Below are 26,606 nucleotides of genomic sequence, written 5' to 3' on the forward strand. Positions count from 1 at the left end.
CGTTCCCCTGGTCAACTCCGGAACCTGTCTTTCAACACGTTCCCGCCTGAAGGCGGGGGTAGTTGACGGCTCGAATCCTGACTCCAGCCTGACGACGATCAAAACGGCAACAGGCTCGATAGGAGTGGATTCTATCATCCCCCGAAATCTCGCTCGACGATCTCGACTGCGCGGCGACAGATCTCGCGGCCATAGTCGGTCCAGAGTCCCTGGCCCCAGTAACGGTAGCAACTGGTCTGCGACGACATCAGATGGAAGAGCGCGTTGCGGTAGGCCGGATGATCGGGCGAGACGCCGGGGCGCAGCACCTTTTCGTTGAAGCACGAACTGGCTTCCTCCATGGGGCCGAGCACGTTCTCGTAGCCCTTGACCCAGGACAGGTCGCTGGTCCAGCTTCCGCCTTCCATGTGGAAGCGTCCGTCCTCGCGCTTGAGTTCCTCGATCACCTGATTGAGCTTCTCGGGACCGTCGCCCGGCTGCATCCGCGCCCAGATGCGATCGTGGAACAGCGGCTGGATCTCGGGCAGATCGGACAGTTCGACGCCGGCGGCGAACAGATGTTCCAGATATTCGCTCGCATTCATCAACGGCGTGGCCGAGTGACTGGCCGCGCGCACCACCTCCATGAATTTGGGCGGGAACTCATTCATCATGACGCCGCCGTTCTCGCCGTCGGCGATCTGGGTCACGAGCGGCGGGATCGAACGGCCGGCCAGCTCGACCCGGTTCAGGCCCTGCGCTTCGTACCAGGGCTGCATCTGAGCCACGAGCTTGGTGTCCGACCCTTGGGTCTTGACGATGGCAATGATGCTCGCCGTCTCGCCATGCGAATTGGTGCAGACCAAGCGATGCGGGATGTGCGGGCGCTCGGGATGCTGCTCGGCGCCGACCCGGTGCACCGTGTGTTCCTGAACCAGCACCCATTGATAGCCGCAGTCGACCAGGGTCTTGACGAACTCGTAGGCGACATCCGGATGATTGGGCAGCGCCATCTCGGACGGCGAGAATCCGCGCACCCGCTCCAGCGCCTCCCAGCCGAAGATGGCGGCGAAGTGATGCTGGAAGGCGCGCACGTGCAGCCGGTAGTCCTGCACCGGCGTCGAGGGCGCGACTGCATGGCCCCAGGGCATCCCGAGCCATTCGACCGCCCAGTTGTAGTCCGGATTGCAGGTGACGGTCTTGAGCGTGTCGATGACGTGATGCTCGCCCATCTTGCGCAACCCGTGCAGCAATGTGCCCGAGTATTCGAGCATGCAGCGCGGCGAGTGCCCCTCGCCGATCAACTGCGGCACGAACTCGCCGATGCGCTTGTAGCACCAGACGAAGGTCGGCGCGTTGTGATTGTCGCCGATGTGCTGGTTCTCCATCATGTACTGGAGATTGCTGATGAGCGCGGCGGTGTGCAGATCCGCGCCGCCGGCGGGGATCAACGGCTGATGCTGGTGCAGCGCGATGGCGGTGGCGGCACGGATGGCGCCGAAATCGACCCCGCCCTGTCTGGCGAACAGCTCACGCTCGCGTCCGCGCGCGACGACCTGCGCGACGTCCGCTTCCTGTCCGGACAGATTGGGCACGTCTCCGATGTATTCGGGCATGGGATTCACGGTCGGCTCCTTCAGGGTTGGGTGGCGGATGGGTCGACATCGCCGCGAGTGGACGTGGCCTCGACGGCGGCGTCCGGGGATGGGTCGGTCGGCAAGGCATCGCGAACGCCCGATTCGGTGTCGTGCGACGCGCTTCGGGCGGACGCGGATTCGGGTGCGAGCGTCGCGGACATGACATCCGGTTCGTTTTCAGCTTCGGCTTCAGATCCGACTTCCGGCGCCGTCGGCGACGGCGCCAGACTCACCGCACGCTCCAGGGCCTGACGCGCGGCATGCAGATCGGCCTCGGCGCGCGGCACCCAGGACTCGCCCCAGTAGAGGTTACAACTGGTCTCGGCACGCAGCAGATGCCACAACGCCTCGGCGAGCGCGTCGGACTCTGGCCCCTCGGTCACACCACGCTCACCGGCGAACCAGCGCGCGTCATGGATCATGCGGCTGGCCTCGGCGAAGTCGGCGACGGCTTGACGTTGCCGCTCCGACCCCATCCATTGGGTGAAGTCGCGTCCGTGATGCCAGCCGGTGTTCCAGGCCCCGGTGCGCACCCGTACCTCGCCGTGCACGCCGTGCTCGTCGAGATAGTCGCTGACGAAAGTCGGCCGGACGTCGGCCTCGCCCGCCGCGACCCGATCCAGCAGCGGCAGATAGAAGGCGCTCCAGAAGTTCGCGCCCTCGGTGACGTTGCGGAACCAGCCGCCGTTCTCGCCGTCGGTGCAGGTCGTCACCAGGGGCGCGAAGTCACACCACCTGGTGCGCTCGGCGACCTCGTTGAGGAACCAGTCGACATCCATGCCCGATTCCTGGGCATCGGAGAGTTCGCGGTCGCGCACCACCACGATGATTTCATCATCGCCATGCCGGGCGATGTGCGGCCGGTAGCGCAGCTCCTGCCAGCTCATCTCCGTGACCGGCTCGACGTGTTCGCTGTCGACGAAGACATAGCGATAGCCGAAGGCGCGCAGCAACGGGATGAGTTCCATCGAGAACCCCATCTCGGGCGGCCAGAAGCCCTGGAATTGAGGACGCCACAACAGATGGCGAGCGATGTCGAGCCAGCGCGCCAGATGCTCGCGCCGGTCGGCCTCCGGGATCAGCGGCAACACCGGATGGAAGTAGCCGGTACCGACGACCTCGAACAGCGCCTGATTCTGCAAATGCCACAGCAGCGCGCCGCAATCGACGATACCGTAGACGCGCTCCTGGAAGACCGGATCGGACAGCGTCTCCAGCAGGGTTCCCGACAGCGACAGATGGACGCGCGCCAGGTCCTCGCGCCCCCAGAGACTGCGCGGGATGCGATCGAGAGCGAACAGGATCTCACGCGCCTCCCAGGTCTGGTGTTCCAGCAGCTCCTGGAGATTGCCCGGCGGCTGGTGGAGATTCAGCACGAGCGCGTGATGGACGGTTGCCATGAGAACTCCCCGATGACGGCTTGGGATGGAACCAAGGATAGCAAAGCCGGGGGCCGGGATTCATCACGCGCGCATGACCAATGACTCGTTCACTCTCGATCCGGACACGGCGCTGCGATCGATGAATCTCGGGCGACACAAAAACCGCAGCGAAGCGCCGATTGTTGTGTATCCTATCGATTGCCACCCCGAATCGAGAGGCAAGCGAGTGACATGGCTGACGACAAGATCGTGACGAAGAAGACGGCGGCGAAAAAGGCTGTTACCAAGAAGACCACGGCTCTCAAGAGTCCGGCTCCCGAGTCCAGCCGCTCCCCTGCCGCACCCACTGACATGACCGAGTCCGCGCCCGTGCCGGCCAAGAAGAGCGCGTCGAAGTCAACGGGCAAGAAGGTGTCCGCGGCGACACCGGCCGCAACCACGCCCAAGCGCGGCAAGTCCAGCGCATCGACCGCCCCCAAGCTCTCGGATCACCAGGGCAGTCTGCGCGAACTGGCGACGGTCTCCGAGGCGAAACGCCAGGACATGATCCGCGAGGCGGCCTACTACAAGGCCGAGAAACGCCGCTTCGCCCCCGGTCACGAGGCCGAGGACTGGGCGGCGGCCGAGCGCGAGATCGACGAGCTCATCGCGCGCGCCAGGGTGATGACCGGGCACTGAAGTCCAGCGCCCCACCGTTCGCCACGCCCGGCGAGAAGCCGCCCGTCGCGTGGCGAGTCCGGTTTCTAAAGTCCCAGTTCGTCGAGCAGACTCTGATCGACGAGCGTCTGATTGCTCGTGCTCGCCAGTGTCTCCTGCCGGCCGACTTCCTCGACGATGCGGTCCGGATCGATCTCCTCGCGCTCGAACTCATGCAGCTGGATGAACTCGGTGCGATCCATCGCCAGCTCCATGTAGAAGACGTTGCGATTGGCGGTCGAGAAGGAGACGCGCCGTGCCTGGGCGCGATCCAGATTGGTGTCGATACTGACCACCACCTCCTTGTTGATGGTGAGCATCTTGGGCTGGTTCTGATTGATCGAGACCAGCAGCTCACTGCCCACGTTGCCCGTGAAATCCCCGACGATCTGATTCATCAGCTCACCGAGCATGTTGCCGACCTCTTCGGACGTATGCTGGGTGGCCAGCTCGGACTCGGGCATCCCCATACTCATCATGTAGGCGCGATAGAGCTCCATGGCCGCCGGCGCGGAGAAGTTGATGATGACCAGGCCCGAAAAGCTGCCGTCGAAGAGCACGAAGCAGCCGATGTCCGGTCGCAGACAGGTGCGTGTGATCTTCTGCACCATGGGTGAATAGGTGAGCTGGGTCTGGGTGGCGACCGAGAGTACCTTCTTCACGGAGGTGCACAGCATCAGCAACACGTCATCGGTCGAGATCGCTTTTGTCTTTGCCACGGGTCTTGGTTCCTGAATGGGTCGGTGGTGTACGAAAAAGGCGAAACTAGGCCGCCGGGTCATACAGTACGCCAATTCGGCGTTCAGCGTCGCGGATCGTCCCGGCCCCCATCCCAGCTCGTCGGAAGCTGACTGGTATCCGGCGCGAAGGCCGCGATGAAGTTGTAACAGACGCGCGGATCCTCGGCCATTTCGAGAAAGTCGATCGTCCGCCCATTGTGGCCCTTGAGGAACTGGGCATGGGTGATGTGCTCCATGTCGCGGAAGCCCATGCTCCAGCCGACGAAGGCCCGCTGCTGGATGCCGCCCTCGAAGACGATCCGCAGGCCGTGATGACGCGGATCGCGCCGGATCTGCTCCAGCAGCGCCCGAACCCGCGCGCGCTGCCCCTCGATGATCTGCATGAAGGATTCGTTGAAATAGAGCAGGAATCCCGTGATGCCCTGGGCACGATTGGATTCGCGCGCCTTTTCGAGCAGGGTCCGCAGTTCGGACGCGCTCATGGGCCGGCTGGCCTGGCTGACATAGAGCAGCGAATAGAGATCGTCCGAGCTGGCCAGACGCCCGGCGACGCTGGACTCGTGCAGCAGGGCGAGAAACTCCTCGGGCGGCAGCGGGCGATAGAAATGGAACCCCTGCACGTAGTCGCACCCCAGATCACGCAGATAGCCGAACTGACTGGCGTTCTCCACCCCCTCGGCGATCACCTTGAGGTTCATGGCGCGCGCCATGCTGCAAACGGCATGCACGATGGCGCGGCTGTCGTGGCGCTTGTCGAGTCCGTCGACGAACTCGCGGTCGATCTTGAGCTTGCTCAAGGGCAGGCGCAGCAGTTGCGCCAAGGAGGAATAGCCGGTGCCGAAGTCATCGACCGCCACCCGCAGCCCCAGTCCGGCGAGCTGGTTCAGCACGCTGAGGTTGAAGATGACGTCGCTCATCAGCGAGGTCTCGGTCAGCTCCAGCAGGATGCGTTCGGGATCGGCGCCGGTCTCGGCCAGCATGCCCCTGAACTCCTCGACCAGGGCCTCGTCGTTGAGCTGGCGCGCCGAGACGTTGACGCTCACATAGGGCGCCTCGACGCCGAACTGGTCGCGCCACTGGCGTTCGGCCAGACAGGCCTGACGGAAGACCCACTTGCCGATCGGCACGATCGAGCCGCTCATCTCGGCGATGGGCACGAAATGCGCCGGGGAGACCTCGCCTCCGCTCGGGAACCAGCGCAACAGGAGTTCGGCGCCGCGAATGATCTGGCTCTGGGCACAGAGGATGGGCTGGAACCGGACCTGGAACTCGTCGCGTTCGATGGCCTGACGCAGACCGTTGATGATGTCGAGCCGCCGCCGCGCCTGTTCGTGGATCTCCTCGCTGAAGAAACGCCAGCCGTCGCGGCCCTGCTCCTTGGCCTGATACATGGCCGCATCGGCATTGCGCAGCAGATCGTCGGCACTGTGGGTGGTGCCGTGACCGATGGCCAGACCGATGCTGGCGGAGGCGAACAGACGCCGTCCCGAGAGCGTCACGGGTTCGCGCAGCAGGTCGTTGAGCCGGTCGGCGAGGTTGGCGACCGCCGCCGGACTCTCGACATGATCGCAGAGCACCACGAACTCGTCGCCGCCGAGCCGGCCGATGGTGTCGCCCGGACGCACATGATCGACCAGACGCTGCGCGACCGTCTTGAGCAGCTCGTCGCCGGCCTGATGGCCGTGGCTGTCGTTGACGAGCTTGAAGCCGTCGAGATCGATGAACAGCAGCGCCACACTCTGTCCCTGTTGCTTCGAGCGCCGCAGGGCGCGCTCCAGACGCTCTTGGATCATCGCCCGGTTGGGCAGGCCGGTGAGTGGGTCGTGAATGGCATTCCAGACCAGCTCCTCCTCGGCGAGCCGGCGCTCGGTGACATCGAGGATGGTCGCCACCATCACCCAGCGGCCCTCGACCTGGATCTTGGACAGCGAGATCTCGACCGGAAAGGTCGAGCCGTCCTTGCGATAGCCGCTGAGTTCGGAGCGCTCGCTCATGCGCCGGTCGTATGCCGATCCATGCAGGAAGCGCTCGACATGCAGCACATGGGTGCGACGGAACGACGGCGGGATCAGCTCCTGGAGCGGCAACCCGATCAGCTCCCGGATCGCATAGCCGAACATCTCGGCGATGCGTCGATTGGCCTCGACGATGACCCCGTCGGCACTGACGGCCAGCACACCGACATCGATGCTGGCCAGGATACGGTCGGTGGCGCCGGGCGCGCGTGCCGGCAGACCCACCTCCCCCTGCACGGTATCGACGGCCAGCGGGGGGATCTCCGGCAGCGACGGCATGACCGGCCCCGTGACTTGACGATAACGCTCGGGGATATGCGGCGGCAGACATCCGAAGGTGGTGACGATCTCGAAGCGGCCCTCGAAGGTGGCCCGCGCCAGATAGGTGTTGACGTGCGCATGATGGGTCGCCGGGTCCATGCGCACCCGGCCCTGCGGTCCTTCGATCTCGATGTGCTCCAGCGCATCGAGCAGCGCCTGGGTCTCCAGCGAACCGGCCTGATTGGCGGCGCGGGCGAAGGCATGTACGCACAGATACACGCCCTCGCCGAAATTGGTCAGCACGCCATTGCCGTCGGGCCAGATCCCCGAGACCCCGGGGAGTGCGGCCAGCGCCGTCAGATAGCGCTGGTTGGCCGGGGTGTCGAGCTCCATGAAATAGGTATTGCAGGAATAGAAGCCCTCGCGCACCTCGGGCGCGAGCGTGGCGGCCATGGCCTCGTCGTAATGCCCCATGACCACGGCCATGCGTCGTTTGAGTCCGAGTTGGGAGAAGCGCGTCAGCAACCGCGCCTGCTCGGCGCCGGCGAAATAGGGCACGAACACGTCCGCGCCCGAGCGGCGCACGCGATCGAGGAGCTTGTCGATCGGCGCGCTCCCCAGCGGCAGATATTCCTCGCCCACCACGTCGCCGCCGAGGTCGCGCAGGGCGCGCGTGGCCGCGTCGATCGAGCCGCGCGGCCATTCGTAGTTGCTGCCGGCGAAGAACATCTTGGGTCCGATCGCGCGCGCCATGTAGGGGATCATGCGCTCGATCTGCTGATTGGGCAGGGCGGCGAAATGGAAGAAGTAGCGACTCTGGATGCTGCCCTCGTAGAACGAGAAGTTCAGATAGGGCGCCTGACGCGCCTCGGCGACCTGGCTGGCCACGGCGATGCGCGAGTTGGAGAGCAGATTGCCGATCAGGGCCGTGCAGCCGTGTTCGTCGAGCAGACGCTCGGCGGCGGGCACGGCGGTCTCCGGCAGGCTGCCGTCGTCCTCGACGATCAGTTCCAACCGGCGGCCCAGGACACCGCCGGCGGCATTGACCTCGTCACAGGCGATCCGCCCGGCCCAGGCGATCTCCTGTCCGTAGATGGAGACCAGGCCGGTCAGCGGACTCATGAGTCCCAGTCGAATCGGTTTGGCTGTGGAGTCGGTCATGGATCGTCCAGGCAGGGCGCGGCCAGGGTCGGCTCTGGCCTCGAAGCGTTATCGAGGTGAAGAAGTACCAGGAGAGGATTATAGGCAACTTGACCGTGTCTGGTTCGTCAGTGTGTCGATTATGAAAAAATGTCGATTTCGTTAAGATCCGAAGACAATTTGGTTAAGATTCGCTAGCATTTCGAGTGGATACAGGCCTTTGCCCCTCTTTGCCGGACTCCCACTCCATGAAATCGGTGCTCTCGTTCGTTCGTGCCCATTCGCGCGTCCTGTCCTGGTGCGCGGCGCTCGTGTTCGTGCTCGTCTGGCACTGGCTGGCCATCCGGGCCGGCGGCCACTTCCTCCAGGTCGAACCCTGGGACTCGGCTTACACCCGTGATCTCGTCGCCCATCTGCTGCTCGGCGCGGTGCTGTTCGCGATCGCCCGCTCGCTGACGTGCTTCATGATCGCCGCCACGGCCGTCTTCGGTGTGCTGACCTTCGGCAACGCCATGAAGCTCTCGACCCTGGGCGCGCCCGTGATGCCGGACGACTTCGCGGCGGCGCGCAACATGTTCCTGCTGCTCGACGGCTGGTCGCTGGTCGGGGCCGTGCTGCTGGTGGCCGTGCCGACCCTGCTGCTCGTCTGGTCGGTCGACTGGAAACGTCGCTGGACCTGGGCCAATCTGGCACTCATCGGTGCAGCCGTCGGACTGGTCATCAGCTTTCCGGCCGATCTGGTGCGGGTGATGGATCAGCACTTCGGGCATTCCGTCTGGAATCAACCGGCGAACTATCAGTCGCGCGGCCTGCCGATCCATCTGCTCCAGGAGACCACGCGCGCGCTGTCGCGGCGTGTGCCGCCGCCGACGGCGCCTGAGGTCGATCAGGCACTGCGGCTGGTGGCGGGCGAGCGGACCGGCGAGTTCGTCAAGGTCGTGCAGAACACCGCCGGCGCCGGCTTTGCCCAACCCAAGCGCAATCTGCACATGATCGTCCTGGAGTCCTTCTGGGATCCGATGGCGCTGACCGCCTCGCGGCTCTCGGCCGATCCGCTCGACCCCGAGTTTCGTCGGCTCTGGGCGCAGGCCGGACACTCGCACCTGCTCGCGCCTGTCTTCGGCGGCTATACGGCCAACACCGAGTTCGAGATCCTGTGCGGCTTCCCGGTGACGGCCGACAACGTCTTCTTCGAGACCGGACTCAAGCGCGACGTGCCCTGTCTGCCTGCGCACTTGGGCGAGGCCGGCTACCACAGTCTCGCCTCGCATCCGAATGCGGCGTCTTTCTGGAACCGGGTCAATGCCTATCGGCGCCTCGGCTTCGAGACCTACTGGACCGATCGCGACTTCGCGCTCGACGACATGAACCAGGCCTTTCTCAGCGACGCCTCGCTCTACCGGCAGGTCATGGAGCGGCTCGGTACGACGCTCGGCGGCCCGCGTCCGGTGTTCGACTATCTGCTGACCTATTTCGGCCATCTGCCCTACCCGCTCAACGAGCGCCGCCCGGCGGTCATCACGGCGGCCGAGGGGCACGAGGTCGTCGCCGCCTATGCCAATACGCTCTATTACAAGTCGCGTGAACTCATGGCCTTCCTGCGCGAGCTGCGCGCGGCCGATCCGGACGGCCTGATCGTGCTCTTCGGCGACCATCTGCCGGCACTGACGCCGAACTTCGGCGGCTATACCGAATCCGGTCTGCTGGCCAGACAGCGCGGCGAGTTCACCGACCCCATGTTCCGCACCCTGGTCGAGACGCCGCTCATCCTGATCGATGGGGAGCGCGGGCCTGTGGCGGTCGGTGATATCCCGGCCTATCAACTGCCGGCGCTACTGCTCGACCGGCTCGGCGATCAGCGTCCGAGCATCCTCAAGCTGGCCGCGCAAACCGGCGAGTCCGGGCGCATCCGTCCGCTGCCCGGCGTTCACCTCGTCGTCGAGGCCGGCGCGGACGGGGATCGGGTCTGTCGCGGCGCCGAGACCGACGCCGCCGCGTGCAGTGAGTCGGCACGCCGGCTCCAGGCCGTCGAGACCCTGCGTACCGATCTCTTCAGCGGTGAGCAGCACGCCTTGCTCGAACTGCAACTACCCAGCCGCCGCTTCCGCGCCGCCGCTGTTCAGTCTGGTTCGCAAACGCCGCTGTGATCTGAAGTGATGGTTCATTGACATCATGCCGGCTTGATGTCATAACTCCATCATGCTGGCGACCCTGATCCAAAAAGAGCGATTCGATCTGGCTGACGATCGCTTCGTCAGCGTGTCGATCTTCGAGCTTCCGGCGCCCTTGCCCGGAAGCTCGCACCGCTACAAGTACCGCTTGGCATTGGTCGTCGATGGCGTTTGCCTGTTGCGCTACGACAACGAAGCGGGAAAAGGCGACCACAAACATCTCGGGGAGCGCGAGCTTCCCTATTCATTCACCGATCCGGATCGGCTGATCGACGACTTTTGGGTCGATGTCGGCCGTCTGTGAGGAGAACGCCGTGAGCACACTCATCATCGGCGTGTCTGACATCGAATCCGTCAAAGCACGCATGAAGGCCGCGTTTCGCGGCGAACCCCAAGGCTGCCGGTACTCGTTTCGCAGCGAGGAACGCTTGCTGGCCACGCTCAACCCCAATCGCTGGGCCATCCTGTGCGCGCTCACGGGGGCCGGGCCGCTGGGGGTACGTGAAGTGGCACGGCGCGTGGAGCGCGACATCAAGGGCGTCCACAGCGATGTCCAGGTGTTGCTGACCTGCGGGCTGCTCGACAAGACGCCCGAGGGCAAGCTGTCGTTTCCGTATGAGGCCGTGCAGGTCGAGTTGAGCTACAGTGCGGCAGCCTGAGGTCGAAGATCCAATCATGACGGACGTTCCCGCTCGACGGCTCGCGCTGCAACACAACCGACGCCTATCCGTTGCTCCGATGTTGGACTGGACCGACAGACACTGTCGCTACTTCCTGCGTCTGATCAGCCGCCACACCCTGCTCTATACCGAGATGATCACCACGGGAGCCCTGATCCACGGCGACCGTGAGCGTTTTCTGCGCTATGACCCGACCGAGCACCCGGTCGCCCTGCAACTCGGCGGCTCCGACCCCGAAGATCTGGCGCGCTGTGCGCGGATGGCCGAGGACTGGGGCTATGACGAGATCAACCTCAACGTCGGCTGCCCGTCCGACCGGGTCCAGAACGGACGCTTCGGCGCCTGTCTCATGGCCGAGCCGGCGCTGGTGGCCGATTGCGTGACGGCGATGCGCGCGGCGGTGCGGGCGCCGGTGACGGTCAAACATCGCATCGGCATCGACGAGCGCGACAGCTATGCCGAACTCGTCGACTTCGTCGGTCGGCTGAGCGAGGCCGGTTGCGATGCCATCATCGTCCACGCGCGCAAGGCCTGGCTCAAGGGCCTGAGTCCCAAGGAGAATCGCGACATCCCGCCCCTGCGCTACGAGGTGGTGCGCGATCTCAAGCGCGACTTCCCGCATCTCCCGATCGTCATCAACGGCGGCATCGAGACCCTGGACGCGACCGTCGCGTTCCTGAACGATCTCGATGGGGTCATGATCGGACGCGCGGCCTATCACAATCCCTGGATCCTGGCCGAGGCCGATCGGCGCGTCTTCGGCGACGATCACCCCATTCCGACACGCCGGCAGGTGCTCGAAGCCTTCATCCCCTACGCCGAGCGTCAGCTCGCCGCTGGCGTGCCGATGAACGCCATGAGCCGCCATCTGCTCGGACTCTTCCAGGGCCAGCCGGGCGCGCGTGCCTGGCGGCGGCGCATCAGCGAACAGGCCCACCGGCCGGGCGCCGGGGTCGAGGTACTCGGGTTCGGCGATCACGCACGTTCATGAGCTGGATCGCGCTGGCGCTGATCTGCGCCTTCACCCTGGCCAGCGCCGATGCGGCGGCCAAGGCCTGGCTGCGCGATCTCACGGCGAGCGAACTGCTGGTGGTGCGCTTCTGCATCCCCGGACTGCTGATGACGCCGCTGCTGATTGGGATGCCGCCGCTCACCGAACTGCCCTGGGCCTTCTGGGGCTGGATGGCGGTCATGCTGCCGCTGGAGATGGCCGCCATGTGGCTCTATGTGGCCGCGATCCGCGACCATCCGCTCTCACTCACCCTGCCCTATCTGGCCTTCACCCCGGTGTTCGTGATCGGCGTGGCCTGGGGCCTGCTCGGCGAACAGGTCTCGGCGCGCGGCGTCCTGGGCATCCTGCTGGTCGTCGCCGGGGCCTGGCTGCTCAACAGCGCCCACGCCCATCGGCGCAACTGGCAGGGCTGGGTCGCGCCCTTCGTCGCCATACTCGACGAACCCGGATCGCGGATGATGCTCGGCGTCGCCGCGCTCTATGCGCTCACGGCGACCCTGGGCAAGGGCGCGATGCGCTATCTGCCGCCCGAATCCTTCGGCGCCTTCTATTTCGCCCTGCTCGGGATCGCGGTCGCGGTGGTCATCGTCCTGCCGCGTCCGAGTCGGCTGGTGCGGCTCGCGCGACACCCCTGGGCCGTGCTGACGGTCGGCGGACTGCTCGGGATCATGGTCTTCACCCATTTCCTGGCGATCCAGAAGGTCGAGGTCGCCTATATGATCGCCGTCAAGCGCACCAGCCTGCTGTTCGGCATCCTCTATGGCGCGCTGATCTTCCGCGAGCCGGGGATGGCGGCGCGGTTGCCGGCCGGCGTGCTCATGCTCAGCGGTGTGGTCGTGATCGTGCTCTGAGGTCGTCGCGGGGGGGATGGCGTTCCTGATCGTGTGCGTCGCGATCACCCGTCTCGACCTGCTGCTGGAGATCGCGCGCCCAGGCAAAGGCCTCGAGGAAATAGACGGCGAGCGTTTCGGCGTCCAGACCCGGCAGCGACTCATCCGAGGATCGCTCGTCCGAGGATCGCTCGTCGTCCTCGAAGCCCTTGGCATGGGCCAGGACGGCGCCGAGCAATCCCTTGTGTTCGAGAATGGCCTGCTTGATGCGGAGATCCAGGGGCAGGTGTTCCAGGGCCTCGTGCAAGGGGATCAACAGGATCTCGTCGAGGTTGGAGAACAGACCCACGGTGAAGAGTGCGTCCTTGTCCTGGCTGAAACGGCGTTCACCGACGATCTGACAGAAGCGCGCATAGGTCAGGGAGCGCGTGAAGCTGTGCGGATTGACCGAGTCCAGTGACCCCAGAGTCAGGAGTGCCGCCCACTGGCGCACGGTACGTAGACCCACGAGCGAGATGGCCTGCATCAGGGTCTGGATGGGACGCGCCTGAGAGATGGCGACATTGCCGATGAAGCGCAGCAGACGATAACTCAGGGTGACGTCCTGACTGATGATCCGCTCGACCTCCTGCAAACCGATGTCGTCGTCCTGCAGACGCGCCAGCAACCGCAGGGCTTGCACATGATTGGCTGGGGGGCGCTTGCCGGCGAGCACCTCGGGCCTGGCCAGGTGATACCCCTGAAAGAGATCGAATCCCAGACCGAGACAGTCCTGGAACTGCTCGTGCGTCTCGATCTTCTCGGCGAGCAGGCGCGGACGACAGGTCCGGGGAAGCGAAGCCAGCTTGGCCGTGATCGCGGTGCGATCGTCACCGAGCACGTCGAACTTGACGATCCGGGCGATCTCGAGCAGCGGATCCCATTCGGGCGAGTAGACGAAGTCGTCGAGGGCCAGCGTGAAGCCCAGACCGACCAGTGATCTGGCGGACTCGACCAGGGCGGGCGTGATCCGCACGGTCTCCAGGATCTCCAGCACCACCCGATCCGGCGGCAGTGTCCGGATGAGGTCGCTCGTCAGCAAACCCTCGGTCAGATTCAGGAAGAGCAGCTTGTCGCGCCCGAGACGCTCCACACCGATGTCGGTGAAGGCATTGAGGATGACCTGCGAGGTCGCCGCATCGGGGTCGATCGGGTCGTCCTCGAATCCGCCGAAGAGACCACGAAACAACAATTCGTAAGCGATGATGTGCTGGTCGCGGTCGAAGATCGGCTGTATGCCGAGAAATGTGTCTGACATCGCTCCCTCGTCGACCACATTATGAGTGTATTGGAGATGACGGCTATATTGTGACGCTTCGAGCACGAGCGCGCCAGACTCCGGGGAGACTCGCCGGTTCGAATCACCGCTGAGCGAACCGCCCACCCCGAATGGGGGCGCACCGGCTCATGCCGAACCCCGCTGTCGAGCCCGACTGGATTCGGCGGGCGGCACGTCGATATCAGGGGTTCGTTCCGGCGCCGGCTCGGCGGCGAGCAGTGCGCGCAGATGGTCGAGGATCTCGGGGAAGGCATTGTCGCGACTGGTATCGATGACGAGCGCGCGGCTGTGCTCCAGTTCGCTCAGGGGCTGGCGGCTCGCGTACTGGCACTCCAGCACCGAGAGATCGGCCTCGGAGACATCGGCTCCCTGCGCGAGACGTCTCACCACCCGTTCGCGCAACACCTCCAGCGGGGCCTCCAGCGCCAGGATCGCGAATCCGGCCCGATGCCGACGCGCCAGGGCCGCGAAGTGCTCGCGCCGCCGGCGAGCGAGGAAGGTGGCATCGACCAGGACGTCGTAACCGCTGGCCAGGATATCGTCGGCCAGACGATGCAAACGCTCATAGGTCCAGTCGGTCGCGCGCGGGAAATAGATGCCGCGATCGATGCTACTGGCGGTGCGCGCCAGTTCGCCCAGTCCGAACAATCGCTTGCGCTCGACGTCCGAACGCAGATGGATCAGCGGCAACGCCTCGCGCAGTCGATAGGACAGCCGGCTCTTGCCCGACCCCGGCAGACCGCAGGCGATGAGCAGATGGCGACGGCGCGTCCGGGTGTAGGACAGAGCCAGATCCAGATAGCGCGCGAAGTCGCTCCGAATGGCGGCGGCTTTTTCGGGCCGAAGGTCGTCCTGTCGCGACCGGATCATGAGCACCTTGGCCCGCACCAGGGCGCGATAGACCTTGTAGAAGTCGAGCACGGCCAGGGCGCCATAGTCGCCGCTGCGTTCCAGATAGCGGTTGAGGAAACGCTGGGCCGCGCCCTGCTCGCCCTCCTGCTCCAGGTCCATGACGAGAAAGGCGATCTCGCTGGCGGTGTCGATCCAGCGCAGATTGGGATTGAATTCGATGGCATCGAAGATCAGGATCCGGTCGTCGACGAGCGCGATGTTGCCGCGATGCATGTCGCCATGACACTCGCGCACGAAGCCCTCGGCACGGCGCTGCTCGATCACGGGTGTCAGTGTCTCGAAGCGGGCGCGGATCCAGGTTTCGAGGGACTCCAGACGCGCCAGCGCCTCGGGATCGTCGAGACGGGCGCGGATCTGGGTCAGATTCTCCAGCATGGGTTCGAGCACCCGCTCGGGCGCTCCGAAACCGCTGCCCTGACTGGCTATGGGAATGCCGGCATGGAAGTCGGCGATGTGCTCGGCCAGCCGGGTCATGAGTTCATCCGTCACCGGCTGGCGGTCGAGCAGGGCCGACTGTGGGAAGCGGCGCATCCGGACGCCGTATTCCAGGATCGGCCCCGCGCCGTCGATGCGCGGCGCATCGCGTGTGCCGTTGACCGTGACGACGCCCACATAGAGATCAGGGGCCAGACGGCGGTTGAGCCGCAGTTCTTCCTCGCAGCAGAACCGGCGCCGCTCCAGGGTCGAGAAGTCGAGAAAACCGAGATCCAGCGGCTTCTTGAACTTGTAGGCGTACTCACCGGCCAGCAACACATGCGAGATATGGGTCTCGATGTGCTCGACGCTGCCGGCCTCGTGCGGATAGGCCTGAGGGCGCCGCAGTGCCTCGATCAAAACGGAAAGATCGTCTTGCTTCATCGCCCTACCCCGTGACCCGACACGCGCTGGAGTGCGCACACGACCAAATGTCCGTGCACGATGATGTGTCGTGGCTGGAATCCGGGCTCGGTTGAACAAGGCCGCCTCGACTCAGTAAGATCCGATCGCCATCCATCCCACTATCAAGTGTAGAGAATTCCATGTCGATCGAACGCATCGTTTTCGCCGTCGCCGGCGGCTTCATCCTGATCTCACTGTTGCTGGCCCATTTCGTCAGCCCCTACTGGCTGTGGTTCACCGCCTTCGTCGGCGCCAATCTGTTCCAGTCGGCCTTCACCGGCTTCTGTCCGCTGGCGATCATCCTCAAGAAGCTCGGCAAACAGAGCGGGCCGGCGTTCTGAGCCTGACGCCGCTCAGTCGTCCTCTTCGACCGGCTGCGCCCAGAGGTCGTGTTCGCCGGCTTCGGTGATCACGACCTCGATGAAGTCGCCCGGATCGATCTCCCAGGCGCCCTCGATGATGACCTCGCCGTCGATCTCGGGGGCGTCGCCGTAACTGCGGGCGATGATGGCGTCCTCCTCCACCACGTCGACCAGCACCGTGAGCCGCTGTCCGACGCGCGCGGCCAGTTTCTCGCGGCTGATGCCGGCCTGCACCTCCATGAAGCGTTCCAGTCGTTCCTGCTTGACGGCCTCGGGCACCGGATTCGGCAACTCGTTGGCCGCCGCGCCCTCGACGGCCGAATAGGGGAAGCAGCCGACCCGATCGAGCCGCGCCTCGCGCAAAAAGTCCAGCAGCCGTTCGAAATCGTCCTCGGTCTCGCCCGGAAAGCCGACGATGAAGGTACTGCGCAGCACCAGATCAGGACAATCGGCACGCCAGCGGGACAGACGGTCCAGCACCTTCTCGGTTGCCGCTGGACGGCGCATCGCACGCAGCACCGACTCGCTGCCATGCTGGAGCGGCATGTCCAGATAGGGCAGGATCACCCCATCGGCCATCAGCGGGATGAGTTCGTCGACATGCGGATAGGGATAGACATAGTGCAGCCGAATCCAGGCCGGCAACTCGCCCAGGGTCCGCGCCAGCTCGGTGATGTGGGTGCGCAGCGGGCGACCGCCCCAGAAGTCGGGTCGATGACCCAGATCCAGCCCATAGGCGCTGGTGTCCTGCGAGACCACCAGCAGTTCGCGCACGCCGGATTCGACCAGACGCCCGGCCTCGTCGAGGATCTCGCCGATCGGGCGACTGACCAGATCGCCGCGCAGGCTGGGGATGATGCAGAAGCGGCAGCGATGGTTGCAGCCTTCCGAGATCTTCAGATAGGCATAGTGGCCCGGCGTCAGCCGCACACCCTGCGGCGGGATGAGACTGGTGAAGGGATCGTGCGGGGCCGGCAGATGCGCGTGCACGGCGGTCATCACCTCTTCCAGCGCGTGCGGGCCGGTGACGGCCAGCACTTCGGGATGCCGCTCGCGCACCAGCTCCGCGCGCGCGCCGAGACAGCCGGTGACGATCACCCGACCGTTCTCGTCGAGCGCCTCGGCGATGGCGTCCAGCGACTCATCGACCGCCGAATCGATGAAGCCACAGGTGTTGACGATGACCAGATCGGCCTCGGCGTGGGTCGGCTGGAGCTGATAGCCCTCGGCGCGCAGCCGGGTGAGGATGCGCTCGGAGTCGACCGTGGCCTTGGGGCAGCCGAGACTGACGAAACCGATGCGTGGAGCCAGTCCGTGCGGATGGAGCGCGCTACTGGAGTTGGATGAGGTCTTCAAGGGATGACGATGCCTGGGATTGAGAAATGAACGGAAGGAACCATTGAACCTGGCTCAAACTTGGGTAAGGATAGCGCGGCTTTCAACGATACCCGAGATCGATCATCGTCCGGCCCGTCCACGGGCGAGCCGAATCGCCATTCACACACAGACGAGCGGACAGAAAGACTGATGAGAAGCTGTAAACTCTGCAAGTACAGTCGGATCTGCAACGACCTGCCGGGCATCTGCATTCTACTCCCTTACGTGGCCATCGCCGTGGTCACGGTCGCCCTGGGTTATCTGTTCGTCACCCAGGAACTCATCTGAACGGCGACGGCTCGTTCCATGCCACGGTCGGCGTTCGTTTGGACGGAATGGTCTGATTCGGGATGCTGAGCTTTCTGGTGCTTGGAATCGTGCTGGGCCTGTCTGCCGGACTCGCGCCCGGTCCCGTGCTCACGCTCGTCATCTCGGAGACGCTCCAGCATGGCGCACGCGCCGGAATGAAGGTGGCCATCGCGCCGCTGCTCACCGACGCACCGCTCATCCTGCTGACCCTGGCGCTCCTGTCGCGGCTCGCGGAACTCGATGGCGTGCTCGGCGTGCTGTCACTGGTCGGCGGCGGCTTCGTGTCGTTTCTGGGCTGGCGCACGCTCGGTACTCAAGGGGTCCGACTCGATGGTGAGGCGCCGGCCTCACGTTCGCTGACCAAGGGGATGCTGGCCAATCTGCTCAGTCCGCATCCCTATCTGTTCTGGTCGAGCGTCGGCGCGCCCATCATGGCCAAGGCCATGAGCCAGAGTCCAGGCGCGCTCCTGGTGTTCCTGATCAGCTTCTATGCCCTGTTGGTCGGCGCGAAGATCGCGTTGGCGCTGCTGGTCGGGCGGTCGCGTGCCTTCATGAGCGGGCGCGTCTATCTCTACACTCTGCGCGGACTCGGTCTGGTCCTGATGATCCTGGGTCTGGTGCTCATGTATGAAGGAGGCGTCTGGCTCGGCTGGATCGACGGCTGAAAAATCGATTGAACGATCGGGTCTGATGGCCGTCAGACGTTCACAATCGCTCTGTATCGTGTTCCGAAGCAACCCTGGCACAGGAGGAGACAGCCGATGACGACCACCACCCCGCTCACACCCGAGCAGCTCGACCGGATCGACGCCTACTGGCGCGCCTGCAACTATCTGGCCGTGGGCATGATCTATCTGCGCGACAATCCGCTGTTGCGCGAACCGCTCAAGCCGGAGCACATCAAGCAGCGGCTCCTGGGTCATTGGGGCGCGAGTCCCGGACTCTCGTTCATGTACGTGCATCTCAACCGGATCATCCGTGAGCGCGATCAGGACGCGATCTTTCTCGCCGGTCCCGGTCATGGCGCGCCGGGCGTGCTGGCGCCGGTCTATCTGGAAGGCGCCTATTCCGAGATCTATCCCAATAAGAGCGAGGACGAGGAGGGTCTGAAGGCGTTCTTCAAGCAGTTCTCCTTCCCCGGCGGCATCGGCTCGCACTGCACGCCCGAGACCCCCGGATCGATCCACGAGGGCGGCGAGCTGGGCTATTCGATCTCGCATGCCTTCGGGGCAGCCTTCGACAATCCGGACCTGCTGGTCGCGGTGGCGGTCGGCGACGGCGAGGCCGAGACCGGGCCGCTGGCGACCTCCTGGCATTCGAGCAAGTTCCTGAATCCCATCCGCGACGGCGCGGTGCTGCCGATCCTGCATCTCAACGGCTACAAGATCAACAATCCGACCCTGCTCTCGCGCATCCCCGACGAGGAGCTGGCCAGTCTCATGCGCGGCTATGGCTGGACGCCGCATTTCGTCGCGGGCGACGATCCGCTGACCCTGCATCAGACCATGGCGGCGACGCTGGACGCCTGTCACGACCAGATCCGCGCCATCCAGCAGCAGGCGCGCGAAAGCGGCGAGGCCACGCGCGCCCACTGGCCGATGATCGTCTTGCGCACGCCCAAGGGCTGGACGGGGCCGTCCGAGGTCGATGGGCACAAGGTCGAGGGGTTCTGGCGCGCGCATCAGGTGCCGCTCTCGGGGATGCACGACAATCCGGCGCATCTCAAGCAGCTCGAAGACTGGATGCGCAGTTACAGACCCGAAGAGCTGTTCGACGCCCAGGGACGGCTGATCCCCGAACTCAAGGCGCTCGCACCTCAGGGGACCAAGCGCATGAGCGCCAGCCCGCACGCCAACGGCGGACTGCTGCGCCGTGCGCTACGGATGCCGGATTTCCGCGACTATGCCATCCGGGTCGACAAGCCCGGCACCGCGCGCGCCATGAACACCAAGCCGACCGGCGCGTTGCTGCGCGATGTGATGTTGAAGAACATGGACAACTTCCGCGTCTTCGGCCCGGACGAGAACACCTCCAACAAGCTCGATGCGGTCTATGAGGTCAGCAAAAAACTCTGGCTGTGCGACTACAGGCCCGAGGATGCCGACGGCGGCGAACTCTCACCCGACGGGCGCGTGCTCGAAATGCTCTCCGAGCACACCCTGGAAGGCTGGTACGAGGGCTATGTGCTGACCGGGCGTCACGGCTTCTTCGCCACCTATGAAGCCTTCGTCCATGTCATCGACAGCATGTACAACCAGCACGCCAAGTGGCTGTCGATCTGTGAGGACATTCCCTGGCGCGCGCGGATCTCCTCGCTCAATCTGCTCATCACCTCGACCGTCTGGCGTCAGGATCACAACGGCTTCACCCATCAGGATCCGGGATTCCTCGATGTCGTCGTCAACAAGAATCCCGAGGTCACGCGCATCTATCTGCCGCCGGATGTGAACACCCTGCTCTCGACCGTCAACCACTGTCTCCAGAGCCGCGACGACATCAACGTCATCGTCGCCGACAAGCAGAGCCACTTGCAGTATCTCGACATGGATGCAGCCATCAAGCACTGCACCAAAGGCATCGGTATCTGGGACTGGGCGAGCAACGATCAGGGCGCCGAACCCGATGTGGTGATGGCCGGGTGCGGCGATATCCCGACCAAGGAGGCGCTGGCGGCCACGGCGCTGTTACGTGAGCACTTCCCCGACATCAAGATCCGCTTCATCAACGTCGTGGATCTGTTCAAGCTCCAGCCGGCGGGCGAGCATCCGCATGGGCTGTCGGATGCGGACTTCGACAGTCTCTTCACCAAGGATCGCCCGATCATCTTCAACTTCCACGGCTATCCCTGGCTGATTCATCGACTGGCCTATCGGCGCACCAATCACAAGAATCTGCATGTGCGCGGCTACAAGGAGAAGGGCAACATCAACACACCGCTCGAACTGGCGATCAACAACGAGATCGACCGCTTCAGTCTGGCGATCGATGTCATCAACCGCGTGCCGCGACTCCAGGTCGCCGGGGCGCATGTGAAGGAAAAGCTGCGCGATCAGCAGATCGAGTGCCGCAACTACGCCTATGAGCACGGCATCGACAAGCCGGATGTGGATGAGTGGGTCTGGCCGTTTTGAGCCGGTGACAGACGATTCGGCCGACGCGCTCGACCGGCGATGCAAGGCATGAGGCGCGATGACGGACTCGCCCGCGCCTTGCAAGCCTCCCGGATGACGTGTCTAATCGTCGCTCCGCGCCCCGAACGAGTCCCATCCCATGTCTCCACCCGAGCTGGCGTCGCTCCCTGACCAACCGGGTCTGGTCGACGCCTATGTCCCCTTGCCCGATTGTTATGACGAGATGCGCACGCCTGAGGGCGAAGTGCGTCCGCACTGGCAGTATCTGCTCGATGCACTGCGCACGCTCGGCCCGGCCGGGATCGAGGAACGCTGGGGCGAGTCGCGTCGCCTGATCCGCGACAATGGCGTCACCTACAATCCGCACGGCGACCCGCGCGGCATGTCGCGTCCCTGGGAGCTGGATCTGCTGCCGCTGCTGATCCGCAGCGACGAATGGGCCGAGCTGGAACGCGGTCTGATCCAGCGCGCCGAGCTGCTCAACCTGATCCTGCGCGATCTCTATGGCCCCCGTGATCTGGTCCGGCTGGAGCTGATCCCGGCTGAGCTGATCGACGGTCATCCCGGCTATCTGCTGCCCTGCGGCGGCGTGGAGTGCGCCGAAGGACGGCCCCTGATCCATTACGCCGCCGATCTGACCCGCCGGCCCGATGGCCACTGGCAGGTCATCAGCGACCGCACCCAGACCCCATTGGGCGCGGGCTATGCGCTGGAGAACCGCGTGGTGCTCTCGCGCGTTCTGCCGAGCGTGTTTCGCGACTCGCACGTCCATCGGCTGGCCGGGTTCTTCCGTTCGATGCGCCGTGCCCTCACCCGACTCGCGCCCCAACACGGCGAAGAACCGCGCGTGGTGGTGCTCACGCCCGGTCCGCGCAACGAAGCCTATTTCGAGCACGCCTATCTGGCCAACTATCTGGGCTACACCCTGGTGCAGGGCGCGGATCTGTCGGTGCGCGACGGCGCGCTCTGGCTGCGCACGCTCGGACGCCTGGAGCGCATCGATGCCGTGCTGCGCCGACTCGACGACGTCTGGTGCGATCCGCTGGAACTGCGCGAGGATTCGCTGCTCGGCATTCCCGGACTGGTCCAGGCGGCGCGGCTGGGCAATGTCACCCTGGCCAATGCGCTTGGCAGCGGGGTGCTGGAGCATCCGGCGCTCAAGGCGTTTCTGCCGGCGCTCTGTCAGCACCTGCTGGGCGAGGAACTGGCGCTGTCCGACACCCCGACCTGGTGGTGCGGCGACCCCGAGTCGCGGGCGCGCGTACTCGACGACCTCGACCGGCTCATCGTCCGCCCGGTCCATCCGGCACTCGATCCGACGCCGATCCAGCCGGGCACGCTGGCACCGGAGGCGCGCGCGCGGCTGGTGCGCGCCATCGAGACGCACCCGCGCCGCTACATCGCCCAGGAGCCGGTCGTGCCGGCGACCGCGCCGGCCCTGATCGGCCGTCAGCTCGAACCGCGACCGACGACCCTGCGCACCTTCCTGATCGCCGAGGAGGAAGGCTATGCGGTGATGCCGGGCGGACTGGGTCGGGTGCATTCGACGCCCGAAGCCGCCCTGCCCCTGTCGGGTCAGCTCGGCGGACTCGGCAAGGACGTCTGGGTGCTGGCCTCCGAACCCGAGCGTCAGGAGACCCTGCTCCCGCTCTCCGAGATCACTCCGGCCGTGGTCCAGGAAAGCGCCGTCTCCAGCCGGGTGGCCGACAATCTGTTCTGGATCGGACGCTATGCCGAGCGCGCCGAGGGGCTGGTGCGCCTGCTGCGCGTCACCATCTTCAAGTACGCCGAACGCAGTGACTATCCGCTCTCGCCGGCCAGCTCGTCCTGTCTGCGCGCCTTGCTGGAGGCGCTGACCCAGCAGACCCAGACCTTCCCCGGTTTTCTCGGTCCCGGCGCTGAGGAACGTCTGAACGATCCGGTTCCGGAGCTGCTGGCACTGATCTCGGATCGCAGTCTGGTCGGCAGTCTGCCGCAGACGCTGGAGGCGCTGGGTCAAGCCGCCTATTCGGTGCGCGACCGGCTCTCGGCCGACACCTGGCGCATCATCGGCGACATCGAGGCGCTTCAGGCCAGTCTGGCCGATCATCCGCCGCGCGTGCTCTCGCAGGCACTCGACGAACTCGACCCGCTGGTGACATCACTGGTGGCCTTCTCCGGTCTGACCCAGGAGAACATGACCCACAACGAGGGCTGGCACTTCCTGGAGACCGGACGCCGACTGGAGCGGGGCGCGACCACGGCCAGTCTGCTGCGCTCGACCCTGGTGCCGGTCGCCGGCGAGGCTGACGAGAACATGCTGATCGAGGCGGTGCTGGGCGTCACTGACAGCACCATCACCTACCGGCGCCGCTATCGGGGCGGGACGCGCGTCGGCGCCCTGCTCGATCTGGTGTTCCAGGACGAAGGCAATCCGCGCGCGCTGGCCTATCAGCTCGCCATGCTCGGGCGGCTGGTGACGGAGCTGCCGCGCGGCGATCTGGCCGTCGGACGCACACCGGCCGAGAAGCTCGCGCTCAAGAGCCTGACAGACATCCGTCTGGCCGAGATCAATCAGCTCATCCAGGTCGACGAGAGCGGCCAGCAGCGCGCCCGGCTCGCTGAGATGCTGGCCGACCTGAACCTCCAGCTCGCCGCCCTGTCGGACGCCATCACCGCCCAATACTTCCGGCATGAGGAGCAGCCGCACAGTCTGTTGTCTCGCGTCGCCGAGGTGCCCGTATGAGATACAAGGTCCAGCATGTGACCCGCTATGACTATGCCGATCCGGTCTCGCTCTGTCACAGCATCGCGCACCTCAAGCCGATCGACACCCGCGCCCAGCGCTGCCTGAGCGCGAGTCTGCGTGTCGATCCCTGGCCGGCGGTCAGCCGCGAGCACGAGGACTTCTTCGGCAATCGGGTCAGTTATTTCTCGATCCAGCAGGCGCATCGCGCACTGGAGGTCACGGCTCTGAGCGAGGTCGAGATCATGCCCGTGCCCACACCGCTTCCTGAGCGCACCACACCCTGGGAACTGGCGCTCGAACGGCTCTACGATCGCGGCGATGGGCTGATGAGCGATGCGCGCATCTTCACCCTGCCCTCGCCGCAGGTGCCGCTCGATGACGAGGCGCACGCCTTCGCCGCCGTCTCCTTCACGCCTGGGCGACCGATACTGGAGGCGACGCTGGATCTGATGACCCGCATCCATCGCGAGATCGAGTACGACCCGACCGCGACCACGGTCGCCACGCCGGTGGCCGAGGTGATGCGCCAGCGTCGGGGGGTCTGTCAGGATTTCGCGCATATCGCCATCTCAGGACTGCGCGGGCTGGGACTGGCGGCGCGCTATGTGAGCGGCTATCTGGAGACGCTGCCGCCGCCGGGTCAGGTCAAGCTCCAGGGCGCGGACGCCTCGCATGCCTGGTTCTCGGTGCTGGTGCCGGATCATGGCTGGATCGACTTCGATCCGACCAACGACTGCATTCCGGTCGAGCAGCACATCACCACGGCCATCGGGCGCGATTTCCAGGATGTCACGCCGCTGCGCGGGATCTTCTATGGGGGCGGACAGCATGATCTGAGCGTGGCGGTGGACGTCAATCGGATCGGCGAGGCAGTGGACTGAACCCGCACCGACACGACACCTCTTCATATGCGTTTGTTACTGAAAAGTCTGCTGTGGATCACGGGTCTTGGGCTGGTTGCGGCGCTCGTCCTGGGACTGGCCCTGGCGCTGGATCGCCGCCCACTGGTCGCCGAGCCTTCACCGCCGAGTCCGGCCGAACAGACCTGGGCGGCCGACTGGCTCGCCAAGCAGCGCCGGCATCACGGGCGCGCGGCTTCGAGCAACCGGCTCGAACTCACCGAGCCGCAGGCCAATCTGCTGCTCAATGCTCTGCTCGGACGCAGTGGACAGGGTCAGGCGCAGGTGCGTCTCGGTGCCGGCCGGGCCAGTCTGGCCCTCTCGCTCAAGCTGCCGCTGGATCAGCTCGACGGCTATCTCAATCTGGAGCTGGAACTGGTCGAGGACGATCCCTTGCCTCGGGTCGAGTCGGCGCGGATCGCCGGACTGCCGATTCCCGGCTCCCTGGCGCAGGCACTGGCCGAGCAGGCGCTCCAGGCGCTCGATCGTTCGCAGATGGTGCATGAGGTCCGCTTCACGCCCGAACGGCTGACGCTCGACTACACTTGGCGCCCCGACATGATCGAGCGGTTCAGCGGCGGCATGATCGCGTCCGATGAACTGCCACGGGTGCTGGCCGCTCAGGACGCGATCATCCGCTATGCCGCCGCGCAACCTGGGCGCAAGCCGCTTCCGTTGTCGGATCTGCTCACCCATCTGCTCCAGGAGACGGCCAACGACATGGACCCGATCGCCGGCCATCGCGCGCTCATCCTGGCGCTGGCGGCCTATGTCAACGGCCAGTCCATCCGTGCGCCGGACGATGATTCGACCGAGCCGCGCGCGCGCCCGCGTCTGGTGCTGCTGCGCGGTCGGGTCGACCTGAGTCAGCACTTCATGACCTCGGCGGCGCTCGCCGTCCAGGGCACGGATACGCTCTCCAGTCTGGTCGGCTGGTACAAGGAGATGTCGGACGCCAATGGCGGCAGCGGCTTCAGCTTCGCTGACATGATGGCCAACCGTGCAGGTATCCGCTTTGCGCGGCTGGCCACCGAGAAGGCGGCGAGCGCCCGGTGGCTTCAGTCCGTCGCGCGTGCGGGGTTACGGGAGGACGACTTCATGCCGCGCATCGACCGCCTGCCCGAGGGACTGAGTCAGGCGCGCTTCGAGGATCGTCTCGGCACGGACAAACGGCGTGAGTACCAGCGCCTGATCGAACAGATCGACCGTCATATCGAGTCACGCGGGCTGTACCGACAGTCGCCGGGCTGAATCCACGCCTGAGATTAGAGCGTCCGCGCCACGGCCCAGACATCGACCCGCACGGCACCGGCGTCGATCAACACCTGACTCAGTTCGGAGACCGTGCCTCCGGTCGTCATCACATCATCGACGATGGCCAGATGCCGCCCCGTGAGAGCGTCCATCGCCTTGAAGGCGCCCCGGATGTTGCGCCGCCGGGCGCGTGCCGTCAGTTCGGTCTGGGGCGGCGTGGCGCGGGGGCGGGCGACGAGACGCGGTTCGACCGGAAGGGACAGCGCGCGGCCCGTGACGCGCGCGATCTCCAGCGCCTGGTTGTAGCCGCGCGTGCGCTGGCGTCGCGGATGCAGCGGCACGGGGACCAGCGCCTCGGGCCAGTCGTCCGCCGACTCGCGCACATGCTCGGCCAGACACTGACCCAGTAGCCGCGCGGCGTTGAGCCGCCCACGAAACTTGGCGCCCGTGATCAGGAAGGGCACCGCGCCTTCGTAGCGAAAGGCCGTCAGACAGGCGTCGAACGGCGGCGGGCGGCGCTCGCAGTCCCCGCAGATCGCCCCGTCCGGCAGTGGAACCAGAAAGGGACGCGCGCACCGGGCGCAGGCACGGAGATTGTAGGGCAGATCCAGCGCGCAACCGGCGCAGAGATCGCGGCCCGCCTCGCCGGGCGCGCCGCAGAGCAGACAGGTCGGCGGGAACAGGCTGTCGAGCAGACTGCGATCGCCCCCAAAACCGAGTTTCCACACGGCGCTGTCTCCCCTCGATCATGACATCCCTCACACACCAGCGGAACCGACGTCAGCGGATCGAGTTGTAAACCTTGAGAACCAAAATCAGTTGACAAGTCAAACAAGCCCTTTAGAGTAATGGGCCTTTTATCGCTTCGTCACGACCGATTTCGAAGCCACATCC

At 65.3% G+C, this 26,606-nt stretch carries 21 protein-coding genes; 13 read left to right on the plus strand and 8 right to left on the minus strand.

The annotated features are described in order from the left end of the window. Positions 1–134: 134 nt before the first annotated feature. Positions 135–1,604, minus strand: a complete 1,470-nt coding sequence (locus HW932_RS05010; RefSeq protein WP_176975404.1) for a glycosyl hydrolase family 57 — start codon at positions 1,602–1,604, stop codon at positions 135–137. 11 nt (positions 1,605–1,615) lie between these two features. Then, complete coding sequence (locus HW932_RS05015) at positions 1,616–3,016, minus strand: glycoside hydrolase family 57 (RefSeq protein ID WP_176975405.1); 1,401 nt, start codon at positions 3,014–3,016, stop codon at positions 1,616–1,618. A gap of 213 nt (positions 3,017–3,229) precedes the next feature. On the opposite strand from HW932_RS05015, the gene HW932_RS05020 reads away from it, so the two are divergent. After that, the gene (locus tag HW932_RS05020; RefSeq protein WP_176975406.1) at positions 3,230–3,676 is read left to right on the plus strand and encodes a DUF2934 domain-containing protein; all 447 of its coding nucleotides are present in this window, start codon (positions 3,230–3,232) and stop codon (positions 3,674–3,676) included. Positions 3,677–3,741: 65 nt separating this feature from the next. Here HW932_RS05020 and HW932_RS05025 read toward each other — a convergent pair whose 3' ends face one another. Together HW932_RS05025 and HW932_RS05030 are read right to left on the minus strand one after the other, a co-directional pair. Then, on the minus strand, positions 3,742–4,413 hold the full coding sequence (locus tag HW932_RS05025) for a DUF3334 family protein (RefSeq protein WP_176975407.1): 672 nt from the start codon (positions 4,411–4,413) through the stop codon (positions 3,742–3,744). Positions 4,414–4,496: 83 nt separating this feature from the next. Further along, a complete protein-coding gene (locus HW932_RS05030; RefSeq protein ID WP_176975408.1) occupies positions 4,497–7,871 on the minus strand; it encodes an ABC transporter substrate-binding protein in 3,375 nt (1,124 codons plus the stop codon). A gap of 227 nt (positions 7,872–8,098) precedes the next feature. Between HW932_RS05030 and HW932_RS05035 the strand changes: the two genes are divergently transcribed. The 5 genes from HW932_RS05035 to HW932_RS05055 are packed head-to-tail and all read left to right on the plus strand — an operon-like array spanning position 8,099 to position 12,564. Beyond that, positions 8,099–9,997, plus strand: coding sequence for an LTA synthase family protein (locus HW932_RS05035; protein ID WP_176975409.1), 1,899 nt, complete (start codon positions 8,099–8,101; stop codon positions 9,995–9,997). 52 nt (positions 9,998–10,049) lie between these two features. Continuing rightward, positions 10,050–10,325 carry a toxin-antitoxin system TumE family protein gene (locus tag HW932_RS05040; protein WP_176975410.1) on the plus strand — a complete coding sequence of 92 codons (276 nt, stop codon included), beginning with the start codon at positions 10,050–10,052 and terminating at the stop codon, positions 10,323–10,325. A 10-nt stretch (positions 10,326–10,335) separates the two neighbouring features. Further along, on the plus strand, positions 10,336–10,680 hold the full coding sequence (locus HW932_RS05045; protein WP_343046959.1) for an HVO_A0114 family putative DNA-binding protein: 345 nt from the start codon (positions 10,336–10,338) through the stop codon (positions 10,678–10,680). 16 nt (positions 10,681–10,696) lie between these two features. Next, on the plus strand, positions 10,697–11,692 hold the full coding sequence (gene dusA / locus HW932_RS05050; RefSeq protein WP_176975412.1) for a tRNA dihydrouridine(20/20a) synthase DusA: 996 nt from the start codon (positions 10,697–10,699) through the stop codon (positions 11,690–11,692). Next, on the plus strand, positions 11,689–12,564 hold the full coding sequence (locus HW932_RS05055; RefSeq protein WP_176975413.1) for a DMT family transporter: 876 nt from the start codon (positions 11,689–11,691) through the stop codon (positions 12,562–12,564). The genes dusA and HW932_RS05055 overlap by 4 nt, the downstream gene beginning before the upstream one ends. On the opposite strand, the gene HW932_RS05060 is transcribed toward HW932_RS05055, so the two are convergent. Then, a complete protein-coding gene (locus tag HW932_RS05060; RefSeq protein ID WP_176975414.1) occupies positions 12,536–13,840 on the minus strand; it encodes an EAL and HDOD domain-containing protein in 1,305 nt (434 codons plus the stop codon). The two genes, HW932_RS05055 and HW932_RS05060, sit on opposite strands and share 29 nt — an antisense overlap. Positions 13,841–13,987: 147 nt before the next feature. Next, positions 13,988–15,631: a bifunctional aminoglycoside phosphotransferase/ATP-binding protein gene (locus HW932_RS05065; protein WP_176975415.1), complete on the minus strand. Its 1,644-nt coding sequence runs from the start codon at positions 15,629–15,631 to the stop codon at positions 13,988–13,990. 161 nt (positions 15,632–15,792) lie between these two features. Between HW932_RS05065 and HW932_RS05070 the strand changes: the two genes are divergently transcribed. Continuing rightward, complete coding sequence (locus tag HW932_RS05070) at positions 15,793–15,993, plus strand: YgaP family membrane protein (RefSeq protein ID WP_012970253.1); 201 nt, start codon at positions 15,793–15,795, stop codon at positions 15,991–15,993. 12 nt (positions 15,994–16,005) lie between these two features. Here the strand turns inward: HW932_RS05070 and rimO are convergent, their stop codons facing one another. Beyond that, a complete protein-coding gene (rimO, locus tag HW932_RS05075; RefSeq protein WP_176975416.1) occupies positions 16,006–17,370 on the minus strand; it encodes a 30S ribosomal protein S12 methylthiotransferase RimO in 1,365 nt (454 codons plus the stop codon). Between the two features lie 171 nt (positions 17,371–17,541). Here rimO and HW932_RS05080 point away from each other — a divergent pair, with 171 nt between their 5' ends. From HW932_RS05080 to HW932_RS05105, 6 genes are all read left to right on the plus strand, one after another. Continuing rightward, positions 17,542–17,679, plus strand: coding sequence for a hypothetical protein (locus HW932_RS05080; protein ID WP_176975417.1), 138 nt, complete (start codon positions 17,542–17,544; stop codon positions 17,677–17,679). Between the two features lie 62 nt (positions 17,680–17,741). After that, positions 17,742–18,365, plus strand: a complete 624-nt coding sequence (locus tag HW932_RS05085) for a LysE family translocator (protein ID WP_176975418.1) — start codon at positions 17,742–17,744, stop codon at positions 18,363–18,365. A 96-nt stretch (positions 18,366–18,461) separates the two neighbouring features. Next, a complete protein-coding gene (locus HW932_RS05090) occupies positions 18,462–20,831 on the plus strand; it encodes a phosphoketolase family protein (protein ID WP_176975419.1) in 2,370 nt (789 codons plus the stop codon). 139 nt (positions 20,832–20,970) lie between these two features. After that, on the plus strand, positions 20,971–23,556 hold the full coding sequence (locus HW932_RS05095) for a circularly permuted type 2 ATP-grasp protein (protein ID WP_176975420.1): 2,586 nt from the start codon (positions 20,971–20,973) through the stop codon (positions 23,554–23,556). After that, positions 23,553–24,440 (plus strand): transglutaminase family protein, encoded by an 888-nt coding sequence (locus HW932_RS05100; RefSeq protein WP_176975421.1) that lies wholly within the window; start codon positions 23,553–23,555, stop codon positions 24,438–24,440. The genes HW932_RS05095 and HW932_RS05100 overlap by 4 nt, the downstream gene beginning before the upstream one ends. Before the next feature lie 27 nt (positions 24,441–24,467). Continuing rightward, on the plus strand, positions 24,468–25,709 hold the full coding sequence (locus tag HW932_RS05105; RefSeq protein WP_176975422.1) for a YfiM family lipoprotein: 1,242 nt from the start codon (positions 24,468–24,470) through the stop codon (positions 25,707–25,709). Positions 25,710–25,723: 14 nt separating this feature from the next. Here the strand turns inward: HW932_RS05105 and HW932_RS05110 are convergent, their stop codons facing one another. Continuing rightward, positions 25,724–26,440, minus strand: a complete 717-nt coding sequence (locus HW932_RS05110) for a double zinc ribbon domain-containing protein (protein WP_176975423.1) — start codon at positions 26,438–26,440, stop codon at positions 25,724–25,726. Positions 26,441–26,606 lie beyond the last annotated feature (166 nt).

This window comes from Allochromatium humboldtianum (genome assembly GCF_013385175.1).
In the GTDB taxonomy this organism is placed as follows: domain Bacteria; phylum Pseudomonadota; class Gammaproteobacteria; order Chromatiales; family Chromatiaceae; genus Thermochromatium; species Thermochromatium humboldtianum.

Coding starts and splice junctions, on each gene's coding strand:
- HW932_RS05015 (WP_176975405.1), bottom strand. CDS start 3,016: ATGGCAACCGTCCATCACGCGCTCGTGCTGAATCTCCACCAGCCGCCG.
- HW932_RS05020 (WP_176975406.1), top strand. CDS start 3,230: ATGGCTGACGACAAGATCGTGACGAAGAAGACGGCGGCGAAAAAGGCT.
- HW932_RS05030 (WP_176975408.1), bottom strand. CDS start 7,871: ATGACCGACTCCACAGCCAAACCGATTCGACTGGGACTCATGAGTCCG.
- HW932_RS05035 (WP_176975409.1), top strand. CDS start 8,099: ATGAAATCGGTGCTCTCGTTCGTTCGTGCCCATTCGCGCGTCCTGTCC.
- HW932_RS05040 (WP_176975410.1), top strand. CDS start 10,050: ATGCTGGCGACCCTGATCCAAAAAGAGCGATTCGATCTGGCTGACGAT.
- dusA (WP_176975412.1), top strand. CDS start 10,697: ATGACGGACGTTCCCGCTCGACGGCTCGCGCTGCAACACAACCGACGC.
- HW932_RS05055 (WP_176975413.1), top strand. CDS start 11,689: ATGAGCTGGATCGCGCTGGCGCTGATCTGCGCCTTCACCCTGGCCAGC.
- HW932_RS05060 (WP_176975414.1), bottom strand. CDS start 13,840: ATGTCAGACACATTTCTCGGCATACAGCCGATCTTCGACCGCGACCAG.
- HW932_RS05065 (WP_176975415.1), bottom strand. CDS start 15,631: ATGAAGCAAGACGATCTTTCCGTTTTGATCGAGGCACTGCGGCGCCCT.
- HW932_RS05070 (WP_012970253.1), top strand. CDS start 15,793: ATGTCGATCGAACGCATCGTTTTCGCCGTCGCCGGCGGCTTCATCCTG.
- HW932_RS05080 (WP_176975417.1), top strand. CDS start 17,542: ATGAGAAGCTGTAAACTCTGCAAGTACAGTCGGATCTGCAACGACCTG.
- HW932_RS05085 (WP_176975418.1), top strand. CDS start 17,742: ATGCTGAGCTTTCTGGTGCTTGGAATCGTGCTGGGCCTGTCTGCCGGA.
- HW932_RS05090 (WP_176975419.1), top strand. CDS start 18,462: ATGACGACCACCACCCCGCTCACACCCGAGCAGCTCGACCGGATCGAC.
- HW932_RS05095 (WP_176975420.1), top strand. CDS start 20,971: ATGTCTCCACCCGAGCTGGCGTCGCTCCCTGACCAACCGGGTCTGGTC.
- HW932_RS05100 (WP_176975421.1), top strand. CDS start 23,553: ATGAGATACAAGGTCCAGCATGTGACCCGCTATGACTATGCCGATCCG.
- HW932_RS05105 (WP_176975422.1), top strand. CDS start 24,468: ATGCGTTTGTTACTGAAAAGTCTGCTGTGGATCACGGGTCTTGGGCTG.